At 45.0% G+C, this 20,809-nt stretch carries 16 protein-coding genes and 1 tRNA gene; 2 read left to right on the forward strand and 15 right to left on the reverse strand.

The features are described 5' to 3' along the window. Positions 1-41: 41 nt before the first annotated feature. From parE to NSQ91_RS21175, 4 genes are all read right to left on the reverse strand, one after another. Positions 42-2,024 (reverse strand): DNA topoisomerase IV subunit B, encoded by a 1,983-nt coding sequence (gene parE, locus NSQ91_RS21160; RefSeq protein WP_340919713.1) that lies wholly within the window; start codon positions 2,022-2,024, stop codon positions 42-44. A 169-nt stretch (positions 2,025-2,193) separates the two neighbouring features. Continuing rightward, positions 2,194-3,183: an ABC transporter permease gene (locus tag NSQ91_RS21165; protein ID WP_036685819.1), complete on the reverse strand. Its 990-nt coding sequence runs from the start codon at positions 3,181-3,183 to the stop codon at positions 2,194-2,196. After that, positions 3,176-4,156 carry an ABC transporter ATP-binding protein gene (locus NSQ91_RS21170; protein ID WP_036685707.1) on the reverse strand — a complete coding sequence of 327 codons (981 nt, stop codon included), beginning with the start codon at positions 4,154-4,156 and terminating at the stop codon, positions 3,176-3,178. Before NSQ91_RS21170 ends, NSQ91_RS21165 begins: the two co-directional genes overlap by 8 nt. 102 nt (positions 4,157-4,258) lie before the next feature. Then, positions 4,259-5,098 (reverse strand): GDSL-type esterase/lipase family protein, encoded by an 840-nt coding sequence (locus tag NSQ91_RS21175; protein ID WP_076127595.1) that lies wholly within the window; start codon positions 5,096-5,098, stop codon positions 4,259-4,261. Between the two features lie 239 nt (positions 5,099-5,337). Between NSQ91_RS21175 and NSQ91_RS21180 the strand changes: the two genes are divergently transcribed. Further along, positions 5,338-5,410: transfer RNA gene (locus NSQ91_RS21180), tRNA-Lys, on the forward strand. Between the two features lie 133 nt (positions 5,411-5,543). On the opposite strand, the gene NSQ91_RS21185 is transcribed toward NSQ91_RS21180, so the two are convergent. From NSQ91_RS21185 to NSQ91_RS21195, 3 genes are all read right to left on the reverse strand, one after another. Continuing rightward, positions 5,544-6,260, reverse strand: a complete 717-nt coding sequence (locus NSQ91_RS21185; RefSeq protein ID WP_036685704.1) for a CAP domain-containing protein — start codon at positions 6,258-6,260, stop codon at positions 5,544-5,546. A gap of 313 nt (positions 6,261-6,573) precedes the next feature. Then, positions 6,574-8,538: a WG repeat-containing protein gene (locus NSQ91_RS21190; protein WP_076304047.1), complete on the reverse strand. Its 1,965-nt coding sequence runs from the start codon at positions 8,536-8,538 to the stop codon at positions 6,574-6,576. 80 nt (positions 8,539-8,618) lie between these two features. Continuing rightward, positions 8,619-9,449 (reverse strand): hypothetical protein, encoded by an 831-nt coding sequence (locus NSQ91_RS21195; RefSeq protein ID WP_340919717.1) that lies wholly within the window; start codon positions 9,447-9,449, stop codon positions 8,619-8,621. A 428-nt stretch (positions 9,450-9,877) separates the two neighbouring features. On the opposite strand from NSQ91_RS21195, the gene NSQ91_RS21200 reads away from it, so the two are divergent. Beyond that, positions 9,878-10,108, forward strand: coding sequence for a hypothetical protein (locus NSQ91_RS21200; RefSeq protein WP_076304045.1), 231 nt, complete (start codon positions 9,878-9,880; stop codon positions 10,106-10,108). Positions 10,109-10,387: 279 nt separating this feature from the next. Here the strand turns inward: NSQ91_RS21200 and mglC are convergent, their stop codons facing one another. From mglC to purT, 8 genes are all read right to left on the reverse strand, one after another. After that, positions 10,388-11,395: a galactose/methyl galactoside ABC transporter permease MglC gene (mglC, locus tag NSQ91_RS21205; protein ID WP_076127586.1), complete on the reverse strand. Its 1,008-nt coding sequence runs from the start codon at positions 11,393-11,395 to the stop codon at positions 10,388-10,390. Positions 11,396-11,488: 93 nt separating this feature from the next. Continuing rightward, positions 11,489-13,000, reverse strand: a complete 1,512-nt coding sequence (locus tag NSQ91_RS21210) for a sugar ABC transporter ATP-binding protein (protein ID WP_076101437.1) — start codon at positions 12,998-13,000, stop codon at positions 11,489-11,491. A gap of 146 nt (positions 13,001-13,146) precedes the next feature. Continuing rightward, the gene (locus NSQ91_RS21215) at positions 13,147-14,217 is read right to left on the reverse strand and encodes a galactose ABC transporter substrate-binding protein (RefSeq protein WP_094903385.1); all 1,071 of its coding nucleotides are present in this window, start codon (positions 14,215-14,217) and stop codon (positions 13,147-13,149) included. A gap of 198 nt (positions 14,218-14,415) precedes the next feature. Further along, on the reverse strand, positions 14,416-15,438 hold the full coding sequence (locus tag NSQ91_RS21220) for a substrate-binding domain-containing protein (RefSeq protein ID WP_036685687.1): 1,023 nt from the start codon (positions 15,436-15,438) through the stop codon (positions 14,416-14,418). Then, positions 15,435-17,264, reverse strand: coding sequence for a sensor histidine kinase (locus NSQ91_RS21225; RefSeq protein ID WP_080742537.1), 1,830 nt, complete (start codon positions 17,262-17,264; stop codon positions 15,435-15,437). Before NSQ91_RS21225 ends, NSQ91_RS21220 begins: the two co-directional genes overlap by 4 nt. A gap of 2 nt (positions 17,265-17,266) precedes the next feature. Further along, complete coding sequence (locus tag NSQ91_RS21230) at positions 17,267-18,919, reverse strand: response regulator (RefSeq protein ID WP_076302736.1); 1,653 nt, start codon at positions 18,917-18,919, stop codon at positions 17,267-17,269. A 194-nt stretch (positions 18,920-19,113) separates the two neighbouring features. After that, on the reverse strand, positions 19,114-19,578 hold the full coding sequence (locus NSQ91_RS21235; protein ID WP_232061416.1) for a GNAT family N-acetyltransferase: 465 nt from the start codon (positions 19,576-19,578) through the stop codon (positions 19,114-19,116). Next, positions 19,568-20,758, reverse strand: coding sequence for a formate-dependent phosphoribosylglycinamide formyltransferase (gene purT, locus NSQ91_RS21240; RefSeq protein WP_076183965.1), 1,191 nt, complete (start codon positions 20,756-20,758; stop codon positions 19,568-19,570). The genes NSQ91_RS21235 and purT overlap by 11 nt, the downstream gene beginning before the upstream one ends. Between the last annotated feature and the right edge of the window lie 51 nt (positions 20,759-20,809).

The following is a 20,809-nucleotide window of genomic DNA, read 5'->3' on the forward strand; positions in this document are numbered from 1 at the left end:
CTCTTAGAAAATCGGGATTATCGTCACTTGCAGCACTGACATTACTCTACAATTTCGGTGAAATCGACATTTTCAACAATCCAGCGTTTACGTGGATCGACTTTGTCACCCATAAGTGTTGAAACACGGCGCTCCGCCTTAGCGGCATCCTCAATCTGTACCTGAAGCAGCGTACGCGACTCTGGATTCATCGTTGTCTCCCACAGCTGATCGGGGTTCATCTCGCCCAATCCTTTATAACGCTGAAGCTCGAAGTTTTTGCCGAATTCCTTTAAGTAATTTTGCAGCTCTTCATCACTCCAGGCATACCTTACAGTCTCCAGCTTACCCGTTTTGCGGGTCAACTTATAAAGTGGAGGCTGAGCGATAAAGACCTTGCCTGCATCTAATAAAGGCTTCATATAACGATAGAAAAATGTCAGCAGCAGTACCTGAATATGCGCTCCATCGGTATCGGCATCGGTCATAATGATAATTTTAGAATAATTGCTGTCTTCGACGGTGAAATCCGGACCAATTCCAGCACCTATTGTAGAAATAATTGCTTTATACTCGTCGTTCTTCAGGATGTCCAGCAGCTTAGCTTTCTCCGGATTCATCGGTTTACCTTTTAGCGGCAATATCGCTTGAATCTTAGAGTCACGGCCTTGCTTAGCCGAACCACCGGCGGAATCACCTTCCACGATGAACAGCTCCGTACGTGTAACGTCCTTTGATTGTGCAGGAGACAGCTTACCGCCAAGATTCGAGCTTTCGCTGCGTTTCTTGCCTGTGCGGATCTCATCGCGGGCTTTACGTGCCGCTTCCCGGGCTTTCGACGCTTGAATCGATTTCTTCAGCAGGCTCTGCGCAACTTGTGGATTCTCTTCCAAGAAACGCGCCATATTTTCAGAAACGATATAATCTACTGCACTACGGGCGGAAGCACTGCCAAGCTGATCCTTCGTCTGTCCAACAAATTCAACCTCGGACATTTTTACACTGATGACAGCCATCATGCCTTCCCGCAGATCATTACCTTCCAGGTTTTTATCTTTTTCTTTAAGCAATTGCGTGCGGCGGGCATATTCATTTAATACACGAGTGTACGCAGTTTTAAAGCCGGTCTCATGTGTGCCCCCGCTGCGAGTTGGAATGGAGTTTACGAAGGAAGCCAAGGTTTCTGTGTAGCCTCCGTTGTATTGCAGAGCTACTTCTACCTCGATATCATCCTTTTCTGCACTGAAATGAATAACATCATGGAGAACATCCTTACCTTCGTTGAGGAACTGCACAAATTGACTGGCTCCACCTTCATAAAAGAACTCATCCTGACGGTTGCTCCGCTCATCTTGCAGTGTAATACGCAGACCGGAATTCAGAAAAGCAATCTCCTGAACCCGCTCTGCCAGCGTGTCATAATTCAGAGCAATTCCATTTGGGAAGACACGAATATCTGGCTTGAAAGTAATTTTCGAACCCATTTTATTGGTGTTACCCAGAACTTCAAGACCAGTTACAGGTTCGCCAACATGCTCCTTGCCCTTCTTGTCCACCCAGTACTCAAACCGCTGCCGATGGATTTTGCCCTCACGATAAATCTCTACTTCGAGCCATTCAGACAAAGCGTTTGTGACAGAAGCCCCTACGCCATGCAAACCGCCTGATTTTTTATAACCCGATCCACCGAACTTACCGCCCGCATGCAAAATTGTAAATACAACTTGCGGGGTAGGTACCCCTGTCTTATGCATTCCAGTTGGGATCCCCCGTCCATTATCGCTAACGGTTACCGAGCCATCCTTGCGAAGCAGTATGTCAATCTTTGTACAATACTTGGCTAAATGCTCATCTACGGCATTATCTACGATTTCCCATACTAAATGATGTAGTCCTGAAGAACTCGTACTGCCGATATACATGCCAGGTCGTTTGCGTACTGCAACCAGACCTTCGAGCACTTGAATGTCGTCAGCATCGTATCCAGTACGGCCATTCTCGCCGTTATTAGAAACTTCAGCAAACATATCGATCTGTTCGAGCATTCATGCTCCTCCTTCTTTTCTCTATACTAAGAAGAAACGGCTTGGCCGTCCTTTATGTTAAGAACGGTATCCGTTACTGCCAAAAACCTAAGGATAGAATATAACGTGAAATTATACTCTCCTATATTTCTAAGAAATGCAAACAAACGTTTTGGTCACTTTGTTCATTCTAATTCAAAATATCCCTTTTCGTAAAGACGGCGAATGAAATGATCACCGAAGCGGCCCCCCATACAGCCAGCACAGCCATGGAAAATGACAAGGACATCCCTTCAATGGGGGCGGGAGTACCAGACAAATAGCTGGTCAGTCCAAGATTTACCATAAATAAATATTTTGCTGTTGTCCAGGCAGAGGCCATATTGGTCAGTATACTACCTGCAATCAGCGCTGCCATCATAACTACTATACTCGCCGCAGTACTACGAACAAGCACCGAGATCATGAACGCGAGCAGTGCAACCACTACGCTGACGAACCAAATCAAACCACCTTGCATAAGCATATATTTCCACTGGGGCACTGCATGTACAGTAGACATATCTAGCGAATCACCACTGATTTTAAAGCCTGTAAAAACAGGAATGTTAAAACCTTTAAAACCAAAGGCAAGACCAGAGATAAAGTAACTGATTGCAAATGTGGAAAGTACGATAAGCGAGACAAACATTAGCAGTGCTGTCATTTTGCTAAAAAGCACCTTCCAACGCTTGACCGGCCTAGTCAACAGCATTTTGATAGTTCCAGTTGTCCTTTCGGCCGAGACCAAATCTGAGGCGACCGCCATAATGAGCAATGGAATAAATAATGTAACCGAATTATCCATAAATTCTCGGGTAAAGGTAACCCCGCTAGGTTCATTCGGATTAACGTCATGGTGAAGATAATACTGAAGCTGTTGTACAAATATTCGCCGATAAGTCTTCCATTCCTCTGGAATCCGGTCACTGCCCAGTGAATTTTGATTATCGATAATCTGCTGCTGGATCTCAAGCCGCCAATCGGAATTAAATTTCTCCCGACTCCGTTCGGCTGAACGCATCTGTGCATAGGTGAACATAGGCACCAGTACAATCAGAATCAGCAGTATAACATAAAACCGTTTCTTTTTTATAATCTTCAAGCACTCATTACGGATTAGCGGAAGCAAGTTACTCAACATTCTCACCCTCCGTTAGTTTCAAGAATAGCTGTTCCAGTGTCGGATTAATTTTATGCACAGCTCTCACCTCAATTTCAGCAGTAACCATTACGGCCACAATCTCGGGGATCAGATCCTGATCCATGATCGTTATTAAAGAATTGGGGCCCATCCCGGCAATAATTGAGTCATCTAATGTGACGTCTTCCAGTTTCTGAATTTGAATATCTGAACGATCAGCCAGCATTTCCCGGGCCTCAGCAAAAGGCTCCAGCTCCCAAAGTACATACGGCGAATTACGAGCGATCAGCTCATCTACCGCACCTACTGCCAATACACGCCCTTTACTAATAATCGCTACACGGTCGCAAAGAAGCTGAATTTCACTAAGCAGATGGCTCGATACGAACACCGCCAGCCCTTCATCCGCCAGCTTGCGAATGAATTCTCGCAGCTCTTTAATGCCTTTAGGGTCAAGTCCATTCGTCGGCTCGTCCAAAATAAGCAGCCGTGGACGTCCCAACAGCGCCTGCGCAATGCCTAATCGTTGTCTCATCCCAAGCGAGTATGTACTTACCTTATCATGTATCCGCTGATCTAATCGAACAATATCTACCACTTCGCTAATACGTTCATTGTCTACGCCAGGCTGCATCCGGGCAAAATGCTGCAAATTCTCCCACCCGGTCAAATAGGTATATACCTCAGGATTCTCAACGATAGAGCCTACATATTGCAATGCTTTTTCCGGATTTCGGTTCACATTGTACCCACATACTGTAATCTTGCCCTCAGTAGGTCGAATCAAATCCACAAGCATGCGGATCGTGGTCGTCTTCCCAGCCCCATTAGGCCCGAGAAAGCCGAAAATCTCCCCTTTTCTCACATCGAAAGTGACATCATCTATAATCCATTTTCGTCCTATTTTTTTACGTACCCCGTCCACAGACAAGACGACTGTGCCGGAGTCTTCACTATTCGCTTTTGTCATATTTAATTTAGCTCCTTGTGACTGTCATTTTCTCGGTTTGTACTTGCTCAAAGGGCATTTACCTACATGATCTTACTGCAAAATTTAACACTCACCTATATACTACTGCACAGCCTGTATGAACCGTTCTCCGATTCGCTGATAGCCATCACCATTAGGATGAAAATGATCGGTGGATAGATACTTGTCCAAATGTCTGTTAAACAAGTCAAACGTAGGAACCAAGGTCATGTTGCTATGCTCATTAATAATATCCATTGCCGTATTATTCCACTTCGTTACCGCTTGATTGCCTGGTGCCAGTAATTCTGGAATATCGCCAAAGGGATTATACAGCCCCATATAGTAAACTTGCGCATTCGGATTGATCTGTGAGATTTTATCGAGAATCTTCTCCAGTCTAGCTGCTGCTTCTGGCAGAGCGGCTAATAAAGACTCTGGAGTCAGCTCCTGCCCAGAGGTTGATGAAGTTGTGTTGCCCTGTTGCGCCCCATTATTCTCAAGAATATCCGAATCCTTAAACAGATCATTTCCTCCGACGGATAGCAGAACAACATTCGACATGCGCAAGGCATACTCCACACCATCTTCGTTCAGTTTGCTTAACAGCCCCGCAGTAGTCAACCCGTTAATCCCCATATTGCCTAAAAAGTCTACTGTGACACCTTTTGCGGATAAACCAGTAACCGTACGCTTAACAAACCCTTCTCCGGTGTTATCACCGGTCCCCTTGGTAAGCGAATCCCCGAGCGCAACAATTTTGAGGAGCTTGACAGTCTCCGTCACCGGTGCGGCTGTTTGCTGAGGCAAGCTGCTCTCGGTAACCTCTCCGACCGGATAGATAATATCTTTAACCGCATAAACTAAACCAACCATCAAAACTATAGTTGTTACTATGGAAATCAAGCTGACGCTGCGCCATGTCCATTTCGAATCCTTCAAAGCTATCCCTCCGTATGCCGTTCTATTATGTATTGTTCCACAATTTACAAAGATCTTAACTATGTTACATAAACATAATTCTTCCATACAAGTTTTGCAAATGTCTAGCAAAGAAAAAAATCCCGCTGCTACAGTGTTTTTGCCGAGGAACGAGTGTGGACTTTTTTGAAAATAAAAAAATACTGGCTTTTTAATTAATGCCATTATATAATATTCACCGTTGACTCTTTAGACATTACGGGTTATTAGCTTAGCTGGTAGAGCAGCCGACTCTTAATCGGCAGGTCGCAGGTTCGACCCCTGCATAACCCATAGAGCTAGACAGAAGAAGTAAGGACAAGTTCCTTACTTCTTTTTTTGTTGCATTTTTATTCTTCACCACACAAAAAAAACCGCTCCCCGACTTACATCGGAGAACGATTTCTTCCTGAAGCATCTACGCGTATTATTTACCAATAAACTCTTGAACCCAGTAATTATTATCATAACCGACACCGATATAATTGAAGTTAGCATTCAAAATATTAGCGCGGTGACCTGGACTATTCATCCATGCCTTCATTACTTCTTCTGGTGTTTTTTGTCCCATTGCGATGTTCTCACCTGCGGCTTTATAAGTGATGCCAAAGGATTTCATCATATCAAAAGGTGAACCATACGTAGGTGAAGTATGTGAGAAATAGTTATTCGAACGCATATCTGTAGCTTTTGTAGCGGCAACTTTGTGCAGGCTGTCCAATCCAGCTACAGGTGACAAACCAGCTGCTGCACGTTCTTTGTTTACCAGCGTTACGATTTGCTGAACATAGGTTCCTTTATTGCTCACAGCACCTGTTGTAGTTGTATTATCAGTTGGCTTAGTTACAGTAGTTGTGTCTGCTGGCTTTGTAACCGGTTTTGTAGTTGTAGTTGTGGTCGTGTTGTCTTTGTTTGGTACTGTTCCAGTTTGCGGCTTAGTTACCACGATTGTGCTATTCGAAAAAGGGAATCCCTCAAGATTAGCTTGTTTAAAATATTGTAATATTTGCTCATAACTTGTGCCTTTTATTGTTACTGTCGATTCATTCGATGCCGCATTTGCTTCCAATGGAAGAGAAATACTAAGTGCCATAACAGCTGCCACGCTACCACCGATGATTGCTTTTAATGTCTTGTTCTTCAATCTGCCATCTCCTTTTTTCTTGCGTGTAATATATGCTTCTGCCTAGAGTGACCATCTACAAATGTTACAAAGTTGTAATTTGTTCCTCAGTCATTGTAGCATAAATCTCTCAAATGTGCGCTTCTAATTTTTTACATATAATAGTCTTGACTGTAAGATTTCCGATTCCTAGATACATTCGCTTTCTTTCGCTGTTTTCCTGCCTAAAAATACCATTTTACCTGTTATGCGCGAAAAAAAAGCGAAAAAAAGCGAAAAAAGTCGCCCTCCCCGAAAGGACGGCAACTTCAGCAAACCTATGGATACCTGACGATTAATGAAACGATTGCCAGAACTCGCCCTCCGTAGAGATCAATCCCATGATTTCCGCATAAGGAATCCGGAAGGTTGGAAAACCTGCAGAATACGGAGCGATCTCATAAGGTGCGAAATATAGATACAACGCTTCATTATCTACAAAGAAGGGCTGATCCGAGGTAATTCCTTTATACGTATCCGGAAAAACATATGAATATTGTGGATCGTTCTCGATCTGTTTGCCCACAATTTTACTGAGCTTCTCCACATATCTGCTGCCCGGCTTGAACAAGTCCCCCAGCTTATAGAACCTGCCGCTGCGCAAATTAATATGCGGATAGATTTTGGTAGGCATTCCATGTGCTGCTCCAAAAGGAAAACGATACCCGGTCAGCTCCAGCACCAGCAGGTTTTTACGGAAGAAAGAGACTGAAAAATCACCATTATAACTAAAGTCCTGGGAAACCCCTCCACTCCCAACGTCTTCAGCAAGGGATAGCTTGCGCAGCTTATCGTTAACCTCTCGCGAAACTTCCGCACTTGCAATCCCCTCAACGACCGGATAATACACCAGATAATCCCTGTTCGGTTTGTATTTCTTCTCCACTACGGAATAGGGAGGTCTCAGCGGAATGACTCCATTTTGGCGCCAAACCTGCTTTCCCTGCCGATCATAATAAGATGTGCGTTGATCTACATCTGCTCTTATCAAACGTCCGCTAAGGGTGAGTGTTCCTGCCCCTGGAATAACTGGGGGCTGGGCTGCCTTTTTTCCACTTCTATCGATAAAATAAGTATCTTTAGCATCAAATACAGACGCCAATCCCTCCTGGTAATTGTTCACGCCAAGCAGGGTGTGATTGCTCAGGACCGCTCCCGTTTCCGCATCTGCAATTACGTAACGTGATCCGCGATAAGGCTGGCTGGGGAATACAGGCGTTCCTATGGCTACTCTGCCTTCACCTAGCTGCAATACTTCATAATATTTTGCCGGGATGATCATTTTTCCTTGTTTATCAATCAGCCCGTAGGCGTTGCCATAATTTTCAGCGGTATTCACCACCGCACGTCCCTCTGAAAAAGGTAAAGCAGAGGTGAATTGCGGCTGAATAGCTACAGAACCATCCGTATTTAAATAGCCATATTTACCGTTTTCAGTCGCTTGATAGGCTAGCAAACCTTCTCCCGGACTTCCAACGAAAGGATGGTTATACGTATGCAGAATGTTCCCATCCGGATCGATGAGCGCATACTCTCCTTCTTTGATTTTAACCAAAGCCATGCCGTTCATAAAATCATTGGCATCTACATAAATCGCGGGCAGCACCTCTTTGCCTTGCGCGTCCACATATCCATATAGCGATTGGCCGCCGGTCGTATTTTGTTTTGAAAATAGTGCACGCCCCTCATGTAATGAGTTCAAATAATCATACCGGGCGGACGTCACTTCTTTGCCTTTTTCATCAATAAAAGTGTAGCCCTTGGCATCCGACACGACCGCGCGCTCTTCCGAAAAAGGCGCAATAAAAGAATAGATCGGCTTCACTCGTTCTCTTCCAGTGCTGTCAATGAGCCCGCTGTTATTTTTTCGCTGAACTACGGCAAGACCGTTCTTCTGAAAATCCTCAGCATATTCGTACCGGGGTTCAATCTGAACACGGCCCTCGTCATTAATATATCCCCAAAGTGTGCCCTCTTTGAGATTAAACGGCGCCGGATGCAGACCCGTGGTCCGCAGATCGTCCCCCACCCACTCCGGCAATAAGTATGGCGCCTCAAAAGGCTTATTAGAGTAATCTACACGATATAATCCCGCTTCTGCCGGAATCGTGACGAATAACTCCTCTTCCGTGCGTATGAAATCCTCATCCTGCTGAGTAATATATTCGTTCCAGCCAATGCCATCCCATTTCCATACATCCGCCTGTATCAGACCATTGTCATTCCCTTTCCCCAGCTCATTCAACCTAATCCTTAACATCCAGTCGCTCCCCTTTAACAAAGGCATTTGCCTATAGAATATGGGAGAACGTTGGTTTATGTGCTTTTTGATCTTTGGGGTTAGGGGGAGGCGTATTCTAGGATACTTTTGCCTCTCTTTCCACTTCCGTTGCTCGATTTGGCGTATTCTAGGGCATTAATGACTCTCTTTCCTCCTCCGTCGCTCGTTTTGGTGTATTCTAGGGCATTTTTGCCTCTCTTTCCTCCTCCGTCGCTCGTTTCGGCGTATTCTAGGGCATTAATGCCTTTCTTTCCACTTCCGTTGCTCGTTTCGGCGTATTCTAGGGCATTAATGACTCTCTTTCCTCCACTGTAGCTCGTTTTGGCGTACTTTAGAGCATTAATGCCTCTCTTTCCTCCTCCGTAGCTCGTTTCAGCTAATTCTGCGGGATTTATACCGTTCTTTCGCCTCACGTAGCTCGTTTCAGCCAATTCTGCGGGATTTATACCGTTCTTTCGGCCCACGTGGCTCATTTCAGCCAATTCTACGGGATTTATACCGTTCTTTCGCCCCACGTAGCTCGTTTCAGCCAATTCTACGGGATTTATACCGTTCTTTCGCCCCACGTAGCTCGTTTCAGCCAATTCTACGGGATTTATACCGTTCTTTCGCCCCACGTAACTGGTTTCAGCCAATTCTACGGGATTTATACCGTTCTTTGGCCCCACGTAGCTCCTTTCAGCCAATTCTACGGGATTTTTACCGTTCTTTCGGCCCACGTGGCTCATTTCAGCCAATTCTACGGGATTTATACCGTTCTTTCGCCCCACGTAGCTCGTTTCAGCCAATTCTACGGGATTTATACCGTTCTTTCGCCCCACGTAGCTCGTTTCAGCCAATTCTACGGGATTTATACCGTTCTTTCGCCCCACGTAACTCGTTTCAGCCAATTCTACGGGATTTTTACCGTTCTCTCACCTCATGGTGCTTCTGTTCTGTAACTACTATTAGTTTGTTGATATTGTTGGTGAGCAATGATGAATATGATGTGTTTTCGTGGTGCTCCTGATGACGATGGTCGTGTTATTACTGCTGATATTGATTTGTGGCGGTGATTGCCATGTTCATGCTGATAATGTTGAGAGGATTGTGATAACCGTGTTTGTGTTGATGATATTAATTGGTGATGGTAATGATGCTGTAGTAGTACCGTGGCGGTTATGGTGCAACTATTGGGTGGAGTAAATCCTATTGGTGGAATATTAGATTTGATGGAGCAGGGGTGGCAATGTTGATTGAAGTTGGTGGTGGTAAGTAATGTTGATGTTAGTGTTGCTGGCGCTGTTTAGTCGTGGTGGCATTTTAGTGGGTAGTTTTGGTGTTGTGTTTAGTTGTTAGTACTGTAGTTAGTCGTGTTTTGGTTGACAGTGTTGTGGTTGGCAGTACCGTAGTTAGTGGTGCTTTAGTTAGCAGCGCTGTAGTTAGCAGTGCTGACAGTGACATTATTGGTGTAGTTGATATTATTGGCGTAGTTGATATTATTGCTGTACTTGATGCTGGTCCCAATGGTACTAGTGGGAGCGAAATTGGTTTATCCCTAACTAATTAAACTAGTTTTTGTGGGTAGTTTTTCATACATAGTTTTTGTGGTTAGTTTTTGTGGGTAGTTTTCGTGCTCGTGCGTAGTTTTCCTATGCGAGGAGCAAGGGGGCGACGTTCAGTACTTATGAATTTGCAATTGTGAATTTGTACTTTAAATTGGTTCATATGAATTGTATCTTATGAACTGATTCTTACGAGTTGCTTATATCCGCAAGCGAAATGGACAAACCAAAAAGCGTTTGCCATAAATAGCAAACGCTATAATCACCACACATCCCCCACACAACTACTTCTTCGAAGAATATTTCCGCATATCAAATGCGACCGCGGCGATGATGATCAGACCTTTGATAATCAACTGATAGTAAGGGCTGATGCCGATAAAGGTCAGGCCGTAGTTGATTAAGGTAAAGATAATAACACCGACCAGAACACCTGGCACTGTTCCGATACCACCGGTTGTGGACACCCCGCCCACGACGCAAGCAGCAATCGCATCAAGCTCATACATGTTACCATAGTTATTGGTTGCGCCACCTGTTCTGGCAGCCTCCAGCACACCCGCCAAACCATAAAGGGCTCCAGCAATCGCATAGATGTAGATCAAGTTCTTGGAAACATCGATGCCAGATACTTTTGCTGCCTGCATGTTACCGCCGATAGCGTACATGTTCTTGCCCAGCTTAGTTTTATTGAACACCACCCATACGATGGCGGCGACACCCAAGGCTATCAGCACGATATACGGGATTGAATATTGCCCCTTGCCAATAAACCCGGAACCGATTGTAGTGAAATCTGGACGCAGACCGCCAATCGGCTGTGATTGGTTGGGGTCCATGTCAAAGTACAAAGAATTCAAGCCGTAGACGATAACCATCGTACCCAGTGTTGCGATAAACGGCGGAACGTTCAGCTTGGAGACGACAATACCATTGACGAGTCCGCAGAGAAGACCAGCGATGATAGCTATAAGGATCGGAAGCCAAACTTGCACCTGCGGCAGATCAGGAAAAAACCGCCGGGAATAATCCGGAATTTGCAGCATCGAAGCAGAGATTACCGCTGTAAAACCAACCACACGTCCAGCAGACAAGTCCGTCCCAGCTGTGATAAGGATGAAGGCAACACCAAGCGCGATGATAATCCGTGTTGACGACTGAATTAGAATGTCCCGTAAAGTATTTACAGAGATAAAGGCCGGCTCATATAAGGCAATACCCATAATTAGAATTACCAAGACAATATAAATGGCATTTTGAGTAATAAAAGATTGGGCTCTTTTAGCGTTCATTAGTAGTGTTCCTCCTTAAAGTTACGCGAAGAGTACTTCTCTTCGTAAACCAAATCTAGTTTCGCCCAGCAAAACTATCATTGAAATCCTATCCTAATGCTGTGCAGCGAGCCGCATAACTTCGGTTTCCGTAGCTTGCTCGCCTTCTAGTATTCCGGTAAGCCTACCCTCCGACATGACCATCACACGGTCAGACATTCCGAGCAGCTCCGGCATTTCTGAGGAGATCATAATGATGCTTTTCCCTTGCTGCGCCAAGTCGGCAATAATCGAATAAATCTCGAATTTAGCCCCTACGTCGATACCGCGAGTCGGCTCGTCCAGAAGCAGGATTTCGGGCTCGGTTAGAAGCCATCTGGCGAGCAGCACTTTTTGCTGATTACCACCAGAAAGATTCATGATCAGCGTTTTGGTTGTTGGAGTTTTGGTCCGCAATTTTTCAATCATTTTATCGACTTCTTCTTTTTTCTTTTTTCCATCTAGTAGAAGTAGTAGTTTCTGGTATCGATGCAGATTAGCGATTGCGCCATTCTCATGAACAGACAAGACTGGAAAAATACCGGTGACACGCCGTTCCTCCGTAAGCAAAGCCATTCCGTGTTTCTTAGCATCCTTGGGAGATTGGATATGAATGCGCTTACCATCGATAGAAATCGTCCCCGATTTAATAGCCCTCAGGCCGAATAATGCTTCAATAACCTCTGTTCTCTGAGCGCCTACCAGACCACCAATCCCTAAAACCTCACCTCGTCTTAATTCAAAAGAAACATCTTTAAACGATCTTTCTTCAGGGGAGGTTAATCCTTCCACCTTCATATATACTTCGCCAGGCACGTTAAAGCGTTCTGGGAATCGATTGGTCAAGTCACGGCCGACCATTTTGGAAATGATAAGGTCTGTGGTCAATTCCGCCGCTGGCCAGGTTCCGATTTTTTTACCGTCCCGCATAATGGTAACTTCGTCAGAAATCTCGAGAATCTCTTCCATTTTGTGAGATATATAAATAATAGCTACGCCTCTACTCCTAAGGTCCCGTATGATCCGAAATAAATGCTCCACCTCCACACTGGTCAGGGAGGAAGTAGGTTCATCCATTACAATAACTCGGGAGTGAAAAGAGACAGCCTTCGCAATTTCAATGGATTGGATTTTGGATACAGAGAGCTTACCCACTAATGTCTCGGGATTCAGATCGATATCCAGATCTTTAAACAAATTCTCCGTGTCAGTGTACATTTTCTTATGGTCAATAAACTGAAAAGGTCCAATCCCTTTGGTTGGGAAACGTCCTAACCAGATATTCTCCATCACACTTCGGAACGGCACGGGATGCAGCTCCTGGTGAATCATGGAGATCCCATTTTTCAAAGCGTCATTTGAGCTTCCGATAGAGGTCTTCTCACCCTCCAAAAAAATCTCACCGGCATCCGGTGAATAAATACCAAAGAGACATTTCATTAAAGTGGACTTACCCGCACCATTCTCGCCCATAAGGGCATGCACCGAACCTGGTCTGACCTTTAAACTAACTGCATCCAGCGCTTTGACGCCGGGGAATTCTTTAGTAATATCATTCATTTCTAGCAAAAACTCAGCTTTTTCCATGTTGTTACGCCCCCTACGCTTTTTTCTTTTTTCATGAGAGGCACAGCGGTTTCATCCTGTTCCCTGCCTGAAAGAAATCCGAGGAGCGAATATCCGCTCCCCGTTGCTGCCATATGATCATGAATTCCATCTAGATTAGAGCGTTATTATTTGGCGTCATCGATATTGTCTTTGGTGATCTTTTTATAGGAAATCCACACGTATTGGTTGTCTGTGATATCAAAGCCTACGTTATCTTTTGTAGGTGTTTCTCCTTTAGCAAGCAGAGCAGCAACTGTGATCGCAGCTTTACCTTGGTTGTTCGCATCATTCAGCACGGTACCAAGCATCGTTCCATCTTGCAGCGCTTGAATCGCAGGAGCAGTAGCATCTACACCTACTACCGGCATGAATTTATCACCCGTGAAGTAACCTGAAGCTTTCAGAGCTTCGATGGCACCGAGAGCCATATCGTCATTGTTCGCAAGCACAGCTTCAATTTTGTCGCCATGGGAGCCAAGGAACGCTGCCATTTTTTCTTGCCCTTTTACGCGGTCCCACATCGCAGTATCTTCAGCCAGCTTTTCTACCTTGATGCCGGCATCTTCAATTGCTTGGATGGAGTAAGTAGTACGAAGCTCAGCGTCTTGGTGCCCCGGTTCGCCTTTTAGCATTACGTATTGGAGGACACCGTCGCCGTTTTTATCCGCTTCAGGATGTGCCTTCCAGTAGTCCACGATCAGTTGACCGGACATAGTTCCGGATTCTTCCGCTTTAGCGCCTACATAATAAACCTTATCCCATTTCTTCATATCTTCTGGCAGCGGCTCGCGGTTCAGGAAAACCACCGGAATATTTGCCGCTTTTGCTTTTTCGATAATAACGCCAGCCGCAGTACGGTCAACCGGATTGATCAGCATGCCTTTATATTTTTTGGTGATGAACAAGTCAACTTTGTCATTTTGTGTGGGTTGGGAATTTTGGCTATCTACGATATCTACAGTAGCAATGCCTTTGGCAGCAGTGTCGATTGCGTTACGAACACCTGTCATGAAGGTATCGTCAAATTTGTAAATGGCTACCCCTACTTTTGGCGTTTCAGTGGAAGAGCCCGCATTTTCAGTTTTTGGAGCGTTGGTAGCTTTACCACTGTCTGCATTATTGTTGCTATTGCCACAGCCTGCCAGGGCGGCACCCAGTATTGCGCTTGCTAAAAGAACGGAAGTGATTTTTTTCATTATTCATTGACCTCCTGTTTATACTTCTTTTTTTTGGTTTAACCCTGAATTCTCTCGGGCACATCCATATTATGCCTTAGGTGAAAACGGTTTCGAATATAAAATCCTACTCACTTTTATAAAAATTCTACTGAACCCAAAAAACGAATACCTCCCATTTTAAGGATGGCATTCGTCTTTTCAAAAATAAACCGTCCACTATCTGACGAAGGGAAATAACAATTTCTGATTCTCAGGCCACAGCATGTTGTCCAAATCAATGAGTTTAGTGCCCGTATCGACACGTTCAGGAACATCCATTCCTTCGATTACCTCAACGGCATGTTTTACGGCTAAATACCCGTTACTAAAAGGATTTTGGATTACGGTCGCTTGAACCGTACCCTCCTGCAGCAACTCCATCATTGACGGGGAGCTGTCGAACGCAACCATTTTAATATTATGCAGCCCTCGGCTCTGGATAGCTTTTGCCGCCCCCTGTGAAGCTGTCTCATTCAAGCTGGCGATCCCGCGAAGATTTGGATGTTTCAGCAGCATTAACCGTGTCAGCTCTTCAGCATCACTAATACTCGAAGTGGTATATGAAATCTCTACTACCTGTATGTTCGGATATCGGGCAGCGTAATTTAAAAATCCCTTTTCCCGCTCCTCCGCGTCCCTAGCACCATATTCAATGCCGTTTGAAGACTCCTGCTCCGCCCCCAAAGATGAATTTGTGAAGTTAATGATGCCGACCTCCCCGTATCCATTTAGCAGCTGAATGAGTCTTTCTGCAGACTTTTGTCCCGCTTCATAACCGTTTGAACCCACATAGGCTCTTACTCTGGCCGAACCGACTTCTGCATCCACAGACAATACGGGAATCTTGGAATATGCCGCCCGATCAACCACTTGTGCAAGTCCCATGTAGCTGCTGGCAGCTAAAATAATAACGTCCGCTTTTTCTTTAATGGAGTCCTCAACCATTCTGACCTGTTCCGCAATATCACTCTCAGCATTCGGAGCTTTGAACGTTAGTTTCACATTAAATTCCTGTGCCGCGGCTTCTGCACCCAATCTAACTGTATTCCAATAGTCGCCTTTGTTCATTTTCACAATAAGATGAATATTGCGGGTTTTGTTCGTGTTGATATAATTAGGTGCCGAATTGAAACACGACGTGATCGTGGTCCATAACACCACACATACCAGCAGGGTTAGCCAAAAACGAACGATTCTCATACCGATGTCTCATCCTCCTCATGTCCAGGATTGCCCTCGCCTGCTGCGAGTGCCGGGAAGATAAGAGTAACCGTAGTGCCTTCTTCAATTTCACTTTCAAAAGAAAGACCATAATCACGCCCATAATACAGCTCAATACGCTCGTTAACATTTCTAACGCCTACCCCGGAGCCATGCATACTCTTACTGCCGCCTGTTAAAAGAACCTTCATAGTCTCCTCGGACATTCCCAGTCCATTATCACGAATGCGGATGATGACAAGATCATCCTTCAGCTCCGCTTGGATCGAAATAAAACCTTCATCAGGCATCATTTCAATCCCGTGATACAGAGCATTCTCCACAATAGGTTGTAAAATTAGCTTAATCGTCTGACACTGCAGCACTTCATCCTGAGCCTCGATCTCGTAGCGGAACTTATTTTTGAACCGAAAACTCTGAATCACAAGGTAATGACGAACATGATCAAGCTCTTCCTGCACGGTAATCATATTATTCCCTTTACTAAGGCTAATCCGGAAAAACTTCGATAAGGACTGAATCATCGTGACTACCTCCTCAGTCTTGCCGCGTTCAGCGAGCCGGATCACAGAATTCAGGGTATTGTACAGAAAGTGCGGATTGATCTGGGATTGCAGTACTTCAAGCTCACCTTTACGTTTGGTTTCCTGTTCATAAATAATCTGATCCATCAGTTGGCGGATACGTTGCAGCATAAGGTTAAACCGTTTGGACAGCTGTTCCACCTCATACGCCCCACTGACATCTATTCGGGTGTTGAGATCCCCTTCGCCCACCTGCTGAAGCGTCCGTTCCAGCTTGCGGATAGGGCGGGCAATACGTGCAGACAAAAAGACAGATACAATAATTACACATAAAATGACTACCGCTAAAAACCAGGATAAAAAAGTGTTTAGATCACGTTTGGTGGTTACAATCTCATCATAATAAGCCACGCCCACGATCTTCCAGCCTGTCTGTTCCAGTGTTCTTACGGTGATAAACCGTTTTTCACCCGTAGACTCATCCAAATAGCTACGAAAAGCATATTCCAGTACTGGCTCCACATTCTCATATTTTAAGCCAGCGTAAATCAGCTGCTGCTGGGGATGGTACACAATATTTCCTAGCTGATCGAGGATGTAAGCGTATCCTCTTTTGCCAAGCTTAACCTGCTTGCTCAGCTCATCAATGGTTCGAAAGTTAAAATCCATCAGCAGGATGCCGGTTTTTAAGACTCCGTTCTCCTTATATTGAATTAATTTGCTGATAGACACGACCCAGATATATTGACCTTTGAACAAATTCTGAATATGAGGTGCGGAATAGGAGAGCTCTGATGTTCTTTGCGCCGTCGTAAACCAGCTCTGAGTCTCCAGCTGTGTGTTGCTGCGCAGCTTCTGACCGGGTGTACCCACGACATATTTCCCCTGTGGTGTAAAAACAGCCGCCGAGACCAGATCCTCTCTGCTCCCCATTAGCATAGCCATTCTTTCCGTCAATAAAGCGGAATCCACGGAAGGGCTATTCGTAATCTGCTCCTCCGCTGTCTCAAAAATATTGCGCATTCCCTTAACATAAAGACCCAGATTGTAATTCACTTGCTCAATGATCTGCTGCATATTCATATTGGCATTCTCTTCTGCGGTCTTGGCAAACTTGTTGTACAGCATAAGGCTGACAACGACAGCTACCAGCACGGCAACAGATGTAAAAGTGAGTGTAATCGTAACTTGAATGCTTCGGAGCTTGGAGGACAACCGACGTTTTCCGCCTTTGGGATGCTGCGGTCTTAGATGAAAGGAATAAGGTTTATCCTTCAGCATCTTTACCCTCCTCTGGAGCTGTTTTTATACTCTTTAGGAGATTGGCCATATTTTTTGCGGAAACAAAAGCTGAAATAGTTAGGATCGGCAAAACCTATTTTTTCTGCGATTTCAAAAGCCTTCAGCTCCGTGGACCGCAAAAGTTCCTTGGCTGCTTCTAACCTAATTTGCAAAAGATAACTAACGAACGTCATTTTCATTTCCTTCTTAAAAATACTGCTAAAATAGCCGGTACTTATATGTAAATGCTGACAAACCTTGCCGATGGAAATATCAGATTCAACATAGTGGCTGCGTATATATTCTTTAGCTTCATCAATAAGCAGCTTATAGGAGGATTGACGTTCTAATGCAATCGTATCCATTAAACCGCTACAGACTGCAATAATCCATTGCTTGGCTTCGGCCATACTATTAAATTTATTGATGGCAGTTAGCGACGAAATACCAGAACCAATATACTTTGCAGCCTCACTGCCGGATTCTTTAGCCACTCGCAGGATAGATGTAAAAATCTCCAGCAAAAAAATCTGATAATCCTGTGTAGACACCTGCTCTGCGTCAAGACCGGCAAATAACTCCTCAACAACCTCTTTGAGTTCTTGCACCGTACCTAGTTTAATCGTCCGGATTAAGGATTGCTGGGTTAGTTCATCATAGGTTAGCAGTGTGCTGGAACGTGACTCAACGTCCTCAATCCAGATCACCCGGTTATTGCCGAGAATAAGCCGATAATCTAATGCCTGCAAGGCATCCCCAAAAGAATTAAATAACAAAGCAGGCGATGAACAGACCGTTCCGGAGCCTGCCGTTACCGTCAGCTTCAGAAAACGCTGTACGTTCTGGCGGATTTCTTCAAGAAGCTCAAAAGTCTTTCCAGTGATATCAGTTTCTTCCCCTTCTTCATGGATTGTGAGCAATACGACCTCATCACGATGAATAAACACCCTTCCAAAACCATGCTTCGAGCATATTTCTTCAGCAATATTCAGCACAGCGAATAGCTGTAAATTCTTTTCACCAGTGTCTCGTAAAGAAATTTGCCCGCCTGTTGCACCCCCAGCAGATTCCCGCTCAGGACGAATATAATCCACACTAATTACCGAAGCCTGAAACCACCGTCCCGTTAATTTTATACCATATTCAGTGCTTTTCTCAGCAATTTCATCCGTACGCAATCTACGCGAAATAAGGGACGATAAAAATTGCTCCCTTAACACAGGCAGACTTTTCCGGTAATGCTCACTGAGTACAAATACATTTTCTTTTTCTGCAATTTCAGCCTCGATAGTGGCTCTAACCTTAAGCAATACTTCAATTAATTCCTGTGAAGAGAACGGTTTCAAAATATACTCATCAATTTGCAATTTTATCGCCTTCTGAGCATATTCAAATTCATCATACCCAGTCAAAATGATAATCTTAGTGTTAGGATGATGACTACGAATCCATTCAGCCAGCTGAAGTCCATTCATAAAAGGCATTTGGATATCGGTAACTACCACATCCGGCAGCAAACGGTCTATGGCATCCGCAGCTTCCCGTCCATTCTCCGCCTGCTCGACAATCTCAAATCCGTAACGCTCCCAGTCAATCTGCCCGATAACGCCTTCCCTAACGTCTTCTTCATCTTCAGCAAGAACTAGCTTATACATGTCTCATCCCTCTTTGGAAACGTTTTAGATGTCATAAATTTTATTGTATATGATTCAAACCAATCCATCTATGGTTAAGTTATTTAAATAGTTTTAGGTATTAATATATTAAATACATATAAAAAAAGAGTTCCAGAGCAAAAAAAAACCATCCCGCCGTAGCTGGGATGGGGATGATCGGTAACCTATAAGTATTATAGCAACGCTTTGTTAAAGCGATAGCCTGCTGTCTTTTCGAAACCGATATGACGATAAAAAGCATGTGCCGGTGCGCGTTCTACGCGGTTGCCACTTCTAAGGAAAAGCTGACAGCAACCTTGCTCACGTGCCCATTCTTCTGCTGCGGCCACAAGTCTTTTACCGAGTCCGTTTCCTCTGAGTTCTTCTGATACGATAAGTGCAGTAATCTCAGTGATACAATCTGTCTGTTTGTAATACGAGCTTACCTGTCTAAGGCCGATCATACCCACAACTTCATTGTTCAGCTCTGCTACAAGTGTGCATTGGAGATTGCTGTTCTCCATGCTTTCCAGTCTCTCTTTCATCACGCTTAGCGTTGTTGGATAGCCGAATTCCCGCAGAAGCGCTGTAACTCTCTCCAGATCATTCAAGCCGCATTTGCGAATTTCCAGTACAGGTGCCATGGTACTACTGTTCATCCTCATATACCTCCACTTTTAGCATAGACGCCGCCTGCTTGGCTATCGTCCGCGCGATTTCCACATCTTCCGCCGCACTTAACGCTACTGCCATCCGCCGACCAGGACGAACTTCCGGTTTACCAAATACGCGAACCTGAGTCCTAGGCAGTTCCAAAGCTTCACCAATTCCGGTCACAGCAAAGGCTCGTCCCTCTCCATCAGCCTTCAGCGTAGCTGAGGCACCAGGTGTCAGCAATTGTACTGACTGGACAGGAAAACCAAGAATAGCTCTGACATGCACTGCAAATTGAGATAAATCCTGCGTCGCCATCGTGACCATCCCCGTATCATGGGGTCTAGGTGACACTTCACTGAACAATACGCCTCGATCTGTCAAAAAAAGTTCCACTCCAAAAATACCGAAACCTCCGAGCTGATCCGTTACTGCTTTTGCAATAGATTGCGCTTCTTCAAGCAGCTCTGGCTTCATAAAGTGAGGCTGCCAGGATTCCACGTAATCTCCATCCTTCTGAATATGTCCAATAGGTGGACAAAATACCGTACCAGACACAGATCGCACCGTCAAAAGAGTAATCTCGCTCTCAAAAGTAACAAAAGCCTCCACGATAACCCGTGTTCCTTTAGCTCTCGCTCCAACCAAAGCAGTGTTCCAGCAGTTTTCTGCATCCTCAGGGCTTTTGCATACGCTCTGACCCTTGCCAGAAGAACTCATAATCGGCTTAATGACACAAGGAGTACCTAGCTCGGCTATAGCTTGTTGCAGCTCTTCCAGACTATCCGCAAAACGGTAATCAGCAGTTGGCAGTCCAAGGTCTTCAGCCGCAAGACGACGAATCCCTTCTCTGTCCATGGTCAGCCGAGCCGCCCGCGCCGTCGGAACAACGAAAAAGCCTTCTTCTTCAAGCTCTTGAAGAGCATGAGTGGCAATTGCCTCAATCTCCGGAACAATGACATCCGGTTTCTCAGAGCGAATCAGCGCTTTCAGCGCCTCTGCATCCAGCATATCAATTACATGTGAACGATGAGCTACACCCATCGCCGGTGCATCGGTATAACGGTCTACAGCTACGGTCTCTACGCCAAGGCGTTGAGCTTCAATTATGACTTCCTTACCCAGTTCCCCGCTGCCCAGCAGCAACAGCTTGCGGCTTTGAGCTGAAAAAGGAGCTCCCCACATTGTCGATTCCAACCTCTTTCGGCAAATTGACTGTCTCGTTTTTATGAATTT

This window comes from Paenibacillus sp. FSL R7-0048 (assembly GCF_038004505.1).
Taxonomy (GTDB): domain Bacteria; phylum Bacillota; class Bacilli; order Paenibacillales; family Paenibacillaceae; genus Paenibacillus_AQ; species Paenibacillus_AQ odorifer.

What these genes read in the sequence shown, in the direction of transcription:
- NSQ91_RS21225 (WP_080742537.1), bottom strand. Translation starts at nt 17,264, where the DNA reads ATGCTGAAGGATAAACCTTATTCCTTTCATCTAAGACCGCAGCATCCC.
- parE (WP_340919713.1), bottom strand. Translation starts at nt 2,024, where the DNA reads ATGCTCGAACAGATCGATATGTTTGCTGAAGTTTCTAATAACGGCGAG.
- NSQ91_RS21170 (WP_036685707.1), bottom strand. Translation starts at nt 4,156, where the DNA reads ATGACAAAAGCGAATAGTGAAGACTCCGGCACAGTCGTCTTGTCTGTG.
- purT (WP_076183965.1), bottom strand. Translation starts at nt 20,758, where the DNA reads ATGTGGGGAGCTCCTTTTTCAGCTCAAAGCCGCAAGCTGTTGCTGCTG.
- NSQ91_RS21190 (WP_076304047.1), bottom strand. Translation starts at nt 8,538, where the DNA reads ATGTTAAGGATTAGGTTGAATGAGCTGGGGAAAGGGAATGACAATGGT.
- NSQ91_RS21210 (WP_076101437.1), bottom strand. Translation starts at nt 13,000, where the DNA reads ATGGAAAAAGCTGAGTTTTTGCTAGAAATGAATGATATTACTAAAGAA.
- NSQ91_RS21230 (WP_076302736.1), bottom strand. Translation starts at nt 18,919, where the DNA reads ATGTATAAGCTAGTTCTTGCTGAAGATGAAGAAGACGTTAGGGAAGGC.
- NSQ91_RS21235 (WP_232061416.1), bottom strand. Translation starts at nt 19,578, where the DNA reads ATGAACAGTAGTACCATGGCACCTGTACTGGAAATTCGCAAATGCGGC.
- mglC (WP_076127586.1), bottom strand. Translation starts at nt 11,395, where the DNA reads ATGAACGCTAAAAGAGCCCAATCTTTTATTACTCAAAATGCCATTTAT.
- NSQ91_RS21215 (WP_094903385.1), bottom strand. Translation starts at nt 14,217, where the DNA reads ATGAAAAAAATCACTTCCGTTCTTTTAGCAAGCGCAATACTGGGTGCC.
- NSQ91_RS21220 (WP_036685687.1), bottom strand. Translation starts at nt 15,438, where the DNA reads ATGAGAATCGTTCGTTTTTGGCTAACCCTGCTGGTATGTGTGGTGTTA.